The organism is Legionella sp., assembly GCF_047605385.1.
GTDB lineage: Bacteria > Pseudomonadota > Gammaproteobacteria > Legionellales > Legionellaceae > Legionella.
Genome location: NZ_JASGFU010000102.1, coordinates 1 through 6,241 on the forward strand (window position 1 = coordinate 1; position 6,241 = coordinate 6,241).

Here is a 6,241-nt window from a genome sequence, read left to right on the forward strand (position 1 = left end):
AGAAAGTGCGCAAGAAAGAAATTCAATTCTACAATGGTCTCATTCTAAGTTCTAGCCTAGGTGATAAAATCAGTAAATTATTCCTTAAGTCAATGGCAGTGGGGCAAACCTCCCTCGGCTATTGTCGCTGAATTAAGTGAAATAACCCCTTTAACCGAAGAGGTTAGTAATAACTATAAAATAGACAATGAACGCATCCAAATAGCCAATTATTATACAGATTTAATTATGAAAAAATTGAAAGGATCTCTATGAATCACACAAATTATTAATTATTGAATCTCTTGCATCAAGTACGGCAACAAATGCAGTTTATGAAAGCAAGCCGCTACAACTAAGTTTGATGACCCATCGTTTTTTTCGTTTCTTCTTCGTTTTTAGTTAGTTCTTGTAGTTCTTTCTTTGCTCTATGTTGAAATTCTCTTGATTTCTCAGAATTACTATCAACTACTAAATTGTTTTTTTCAAAATTTTTCAATTGCAAGGCAACATTACTGTGAGTCACTCCAAATCTGCCCAAAACTGTTTTCTGTTGCGATTTTTCAATGGCATTATTAACTGCATGTTGAAGTGTTGAAAGGGCTTCACTGTATGTAAGTTTTCCGCTTGCAATATGTTCTCTTAGAGTAACAATGGTATTACTTAAGCCCTTTATTGCTCTTTCTTTATCTTTATCGATTGCTTTTATTTCTTGATAATGATCTTGAATCATTTTGCTCCATTTATGACTATTATCCTTTTTTTCAATTATTAGTTCGATTTTTAATTTCGCAACTAATGTGTCAAATTTATGGCATCGTGAATCTATTATTATTTGTTGAAGAGTTTCTACACTATGAGCAGTTCGTGCATAAATGTCTTTAAAGCACTTTGTTGCAAGCTCATCATAGTGTTCCTGAGGAATTGTATAGCCAGGACTTCCTGACTTTCTCTCAAATTTTCCAAATTCTGTTATTCTTTGATAATAGATTTCTTTTTTGTTAACTTCATATATTTTCTTGATGCCTGTAGACATATTTTCACTTCTGACATTCTTATTCAACACCTTATTTATTTGTTGCAGAAAACCATCTAGTTCTTTAATAGTTGTGATATTTTTTAACTTGTCTAATGATTCTGTAGGTAAGTTTGCGATAATCTTTTGCGCTTTTTCAACTTCTGCTTGAGTTCGCTCATCTAATTGCTTCTCTTTAGTTAGGCTTACTAACATATTCATGTCTTGACGTAAAATTTTAATCGCAGTTTCAATTTGTTCTTTTTTCCTGGCAAGCAGCTCTTCTAAATTATTAATTGTAGTATTGCTCTGATTAAGAATAGCCAGTTCACGTTGAACCCTTAATAGCTCTGCAATGGGGTTATATTCTTCATAATTCAAGAATGAAGCTTTTGCTAAATTGGCGGGAAGCATCAGAGCGATTTGAGGATCAGTATAAGTATTGGTCGAAACGGTCACAATGTCATCTTTATCATCTGCATGCACATAGGTAACATCACAATCGGAGTAATTGGCACATATATCGTGAATTTGAAAAAAGGACAATCGATATTTATTATCTCCTGACATTGCATAATCACTTACCATCTGCTCCGCTAATTCCTGTTTTTTTTCATAATGCTGTTCATAATTAAAATTATATCCACCTTCTTTGCTTAAAACGCTATCGTAGAGAAGCCTTTCATTCATGGTAACCGGTATTGAAATAGCGTGATTTAATGCATTAGCAAAATGCTTCATAGCGCGAAAAGCAGAGCCACTACTATTTTTTATACCATCTTCTTGATCTTTTGCTGCAGAGGTTCTATTAGAGCCAACCATAATGACTACTTCATCGTATTTTTCTTCGGCCACCATTTCTTTTATGTGCTCAAAAAGCACGATATTTCCTGTTACAATAGCTTCTTCATACTCTTTAGCGGGAATTTTATTAATAGCTTTTGCATACTCTTCATAAGTCATCTTGGCAGGAGCAATCTGATATTTTTTTAGTAATTCTTGATAGAGTTCGATAAATTTCTTACTTGCCAGACAACCATCAAAGTCGATGGATATGGCTAAGATTTTTTTTCCAGGAGTTATGGTTTTCTCTGATTTGTTTTCCATAAAGATACCTCATTTACTCTATCTTTTATTTCTAATAATAGAACAAGATGTATGAATATGTGATAATACTAGGGCAGGAATTAAATCGTTTTTAAATGATTTAAAAAGAGAGCAGTAAACCTCTTTACTGATGCTTTATGGCAACAATTATTACAGAATGTTCTTCTTTTTCTATACGGTAAACAATTCTATGAAACTCAATTAACATTTTATAGTTAATTTCTAAGGTCTGGTGAATTAAATAGTACGATAAAAATATTCTGGAGCGCTTTCTAGATAACGTGATGTAAGCCAGAGGCGTTTGAGATGACGTCTGTGCCCAATTTCTGGCTCATCGACATAAGCAGTTCGTGCATGAAAAATGTGGTAGTTATTAAGAAATTGTATATCACCCGGTTGTAAATTCATATAGACGTTAAATCGTGGATCGCGAGCCATTTTAAGAAGTTCGTCAAGTGCTTCAAGTGTTTTTGGCGATAAGCGAGGCGCCTGTGCATGACGCTGTGATTTATAAATGAGAATCGAAAAAAAGTGAGAAAAAAGACGTCCTTGATACTCAGTAAAACAAGGGACCATGCCATAAGGTTTAAAACCAGGTTTTTGTTGATCACGAAGATCATAAGGTAATGCTTCATAGAGCGCTACCAAAAGGTCGGGACGAGTACGCACTAACTCATTATGAATAGCAACCGCATTGGCAATACAAGAAATTCCACCAGATTTTGCGTTTTGTAAACACATAAGACCAACTAAATCAGCAGAGTCACTATGGTATTCATATGCAATAGGACCATATGAATTAAGGCGAGCAAGTGGATCGTGAGGATCATACCGCGCAATAATATCGCCCATGAACAAGCCATATTTGTCCTGAGACATAGGATTCCCTAAATACGTGCCAATTCCCCAATAAAGCATGGTTAGCTCATCATCAGAGTATGAGTGTGTATTTAGAGAGGAAATAAGAACAAAACCACGTCCATCAATTAATTCAATCTCGATCTTCCTAAGTTTGGCAGCTAAATTGTCCAGAGGAAAGTCATTACGAGAGATATCATACAAATTCTTCGAGCTAGCCTTTGCAGTTTTTAATGCATGATCAAGTTCTAGATGATCACTGCGTGTTAATTTAATTGTCCATGAAGCAGGATCAGCAACGGTATCGGCATTCCAATTCACTTGTGGCTCAAGGATCCGTGGGACAAAAGTCATAGATATCTCCCAATCTATAAGCATTATTATTTAAAAATCAATGCTCGCTTATATTGGCAACAATGATCCTAACATAGGAAAAAAAGAAATTTCCCTCTTAACTGCATTATAGCAGAGACAGTCCATTTCTTTTCTATTCTTTAAATGCTGATCATTTTCAATGATTCTGGATATTCCAAGGTATCATTTCTTTATGGATGATTACATATTGCGCAATATATGAACTAAAATATAAATAAGGGAAGGTGGTGATAGTTCAACCAGAATAATGGAGAAGGATGTGTTGATCGAACCTGTACAACCCATATTTGTAGTCGTCAAGGTTGACCACAATGATCACATGTGCCAGATGATAAGCCTTTCTGACAATCAACTCCAATTAAAATGCAGTACTTATTTTGAAAAAGAAAGCCAAGTCTCTTTCCTGGGAAAATACTTCCGTGGGCGAGCCGTGATTGAAGACATAAGCTTTTCTAAATTACATTTTATCTATCAAATGAATATTGAAGAAATTCAATTTCAACCCGGCTTATTGATTAATACTCATCTCTAAATAAATTCGTAGTTTCTCTGGGTATACTTCGTAATACCTTGCTTTTATTCAATAATACACTCAATGCTATTTTATGAATATCAGCTGTGCATGCTAAATCGCCCCCATCCATTTCGTAATTAAATTGAATTTCCTTAGTTTTTCTCTTTAGGCTTGAGAGGTTAATTGAATAAAATCAGCCATTGAAATACCAACTTCTCGAAGCATTCTTGGGAAAAAACTGGCGCTGCTTAAGCCAGGTAAGGAATTAATTTCCAGAAAATAAATTTTACCTTCAGAGATAATAAAATCCAGACAGAACATATTTTCAAACATTAAATCAGTGAATATTCGTTTGGAGACATCCGCAATTTGCTTTGTGTAGGGATTATAATAACAAGGAACAAGTCGTTCGCTAACTCCAAACTTACATAATTTTTCCTTGCGACCGAAAAAATTTTCTTTAGTTCGTACCAAGATTAAAGGTAATGTCTCAATCGTGTTTAAATTTTCAATGCAACCACAAGAATATTCTTCACCAGCAATATATTGTTGCACTAAAGCAAGATCATCATATTCCAATATCAGGGCAATCAAATTGGAAACATCACGTATGGAATCTTCATTGAGTAAAAAACGCTCTGTCATCATACTCATACCCAACTCATTAGGTTTAACAACTATCTCTTGATCATAAATATATGAAAAGTTCTTAGTGAAAGATCTCGCTCAGCAGAAACTCCACCAAATACCAAACTAATTTTTTGCTTTGATAAATTGTTCATCATAATCCTTTATTAATAATTAAATCTGGCTTAATGGATAAATAGTGTTTCTGCTGTTTCTTGATGAGAATGACTACGAATACTATTGTTTTCATTCATAAAGATCACTTTAGGAACATGCTCCTGAGCGTTGTGTTCTTCAAGCACGCAATAACAAATAATAATGATTTTGTCTCCTTCATGAACCAGTCGTGCTGCAGCTCCGTTTACACATATATCACCACTTCCACGAAATCCTTTAATCACATAGGTTTCAAACCGAGAACCATTATTGATATTCACAATTTGTACTTTTTCATTTTCTCGAATTCCTGTTTCTAGTAAGAGATTCTCATCAATAGTAATACTTCCTATATAGTTTAGATTAGCCTCTGTAATGGTTGCTCTGTAGATTTTGGCTTTTAACATAGTTACTAACATAATTGCTCCTTTTATATTTTTAATTATCAAACAGTGGTTATCGCCGATGCATTTCTCAGGTTACTTTAAAATTGTCTGGTAATATAAAATTTTATGGAGACTTAATGATTAATAATGTAAAAAAATTTTTATTTAATAATTACCTTATTAATTACATAGATGTACCTGAAGGTACAGGAAAAATTATTTCTTTAGTAATTATTGAATCCATAGCAATGAGTATGTCTTATTTAATATCGATTTACTTGGTTAATTTATTACATTTCACATCGCTTGAAGTTGGTAAATTAATTTCCATGCTTTCTTTAGGTGCTTGCATAGGTTCGTTATTAAGTGGTTATTTAACTACAAGAATTTCAGTAATAAAAGTGTCTTCATTTGGCTTGTTTATGTATGCTGTAGGTTTTTTTATTATCTTTTGTAACGTCTTATTCTTATTTATTAATAACACTATTTTTATGTGGAATTAGTGGCATTTTTATGATGATCGGTAATTTAACGGCATTAATTAAACTAGCTGATGATGATGCCATGAAAAATCGTATTATTGTTTTACAATCTGTCGTATATAACTTATCCTTCTCAGTCAGTAGTTTTTTTATGAGTTACTTTTATGCCCAATCTCTTAGAAGTATATTTTTAACATTGGGATTTACGCTATTGATTTCGGGTGTCTTTGTATTGAATTTTAAAACAGATTCTGTGCATGAACCAACTACGGGTAAAAAAGTATCATTTTTTCAAATTAAAAGCAATCTTCCAAGTACAAGTATGATCATATTTATGATATTTTTCTATGGAATAATATATTCTTTAGTCAAAATTTTTTTTCCTGTAGAAACAATATCTCGATTTAATAACTCTTTTTATTCATGGTTAATTCTATCTATAAATCCTTTAATGATAATCTTTTTCCAACCTTTACTTATTAGTAAGTTAAAAAGTAAGGGAAGTATTTTTCTTTTATTATCAAGTTCACTTTTATTAGGAATTGGATATGCTTTATTTGGGATATCAACTTACTTCATATTTAGCATATTATCTATATTATTAGCGACAATTGGTGAAATGGTATTTTCTCCAATTTCAAAAAAATTGGCGGCAACTTCGTTTGGATATGGTAATGAAGGGTATAGGTCCTGAACGATCCCGTCAAATTTTTGCACAATCATAATTTTCCCAGTCTAAGGC

General features: G+C 32.9%; 7 protein-coding genes. 3 read left to right on the forward strand and 4 right to left on the reverse strand.

Annotated elements, in window-relative coordinates:
* Positions 1–334: 334 nt before the first annotated feature.
* Entirely contained in the window at positions 335–2,101 is a 1,767-nt protein-coding gene (locus tag QM652_RS13685; RefSeq protein ID WP_415076735.1) for a hypothetical protein, read from the reverse strand.
* Between the two features lie 237 nt (positions 2,102–2,338).
* Positions 2,339–3,313: a TauD/TfdA family dioxygenase gene (locus QM652_RS13690; RefSeq protein WP_415076737.1), complete on the reverse strand. Its 975-nt coding sequence runs from the start codon at positions 3,311–3,313 to the stop codon at positions 2,339–2,341.
* 280 nt (positions 3,314–3,593) lie between these two features.
* Here QM652_RS13690 and QM652_RS13695 point away from each other — a divergent pair, with 280 nt between their 5' ends.
* A complete protein-coding gene (locus tag QM652_RS13695) occupies positions 3,594–3,866 on the forward strand; it encodes a hypothetical protein (RefSeq protein ID WP_415076739.1) in 273 nt (90 codons plus the stop codon).
* 147 nt (positions 3,867–4,013) lie between these two features.
* On the opposite strand, the gene QM652_RS13700 is transcribed toward QM652_RS13695, so the two are convergent.
* Both QM652_RS13700 and panD read right to left on the reverse strand, forming a co-directional pair.
* Entirely contained in the window at positions 4,014–4,544 is a 531-nt protein-coding gene (locus tag QM652_RS13700; protein ID WP_415076742.1) for an ATP-grasp domain-containing protein, read from the reverse strand.
* A 116-nt stretch (positions 4,545–4,660) separates the two neighbouring features.
* The gene (panD, locus tag QM652_RS13705; RefSeq protein ID WP_415076740.1) at positions 4,661–5,050 is read right to left on the reverse strand and encodes an aspartate 1-decarboxylase; all 390 of its coding nucleotides are present in this window, start codon (positions 5,048–5,050) and stop codon (positions 4,661–4,663) included.
* Between the two features lie 104 nt (positions 5,051–5,154).
* Here panD and QM652_RS13710 point away from each other — a divergent pair, with 104 nt between their 5' ends.
* Positions 5,155–5,520, forward strand: a complete 366-nt coding sequence (locus tag QM652_RS13710; protein ID WP_415076741.1) for a hypothetical protein — start codon at positions 5,155–5,157, stop codon at positions 5,518–5,520.
* The gene (locus tag QM652_RS13715) at positions 5,516–6,193 is read left to right on the forward strand and encodes an MFS transporter (protein ID WP_415076743.1); all 678 of its coding nucleotides are present in this window, start codon (positions 5,516–5,518) and stop codon (positions 6,191–6,193) included. The genes QM652_RS13710 and QM652_RS13715 overlap by 5 nt, the downstream gene beginning before the upstream one ends.
* Positions 6,194–6,241: the final 48 nt, after the last annotated feature.

Coding starts and splice junctions, on each gene's coding strand:
- QM652_RS13710 (WP_415076741.1), top strand. CDS start 5,155: ATGATTAATAATGTAAAAAAATTTTTATTTAATAATTACCTTATTAAT.
- QM652_RS13685 (WP_415076735.1), bottom strand. CDS start 2,101: ATGGAAAACAAATCAGAGAAAACCATAACTCCTGGAAAAAAAATCTTA.
- QM652_RS13690 (WP_415076737.1), bottom strand. CDS start 3,313: ATGACTTTTGTCCCACGGATCCTTGAGCCACAAGTGAATTGGAATGCC.
- panD (WP_415076740.1), bottom strand. CDS start 5,050: ATGTTAGTAACTATGTTAAAAGCCAAAATCTACAGAGCAACCATTACA.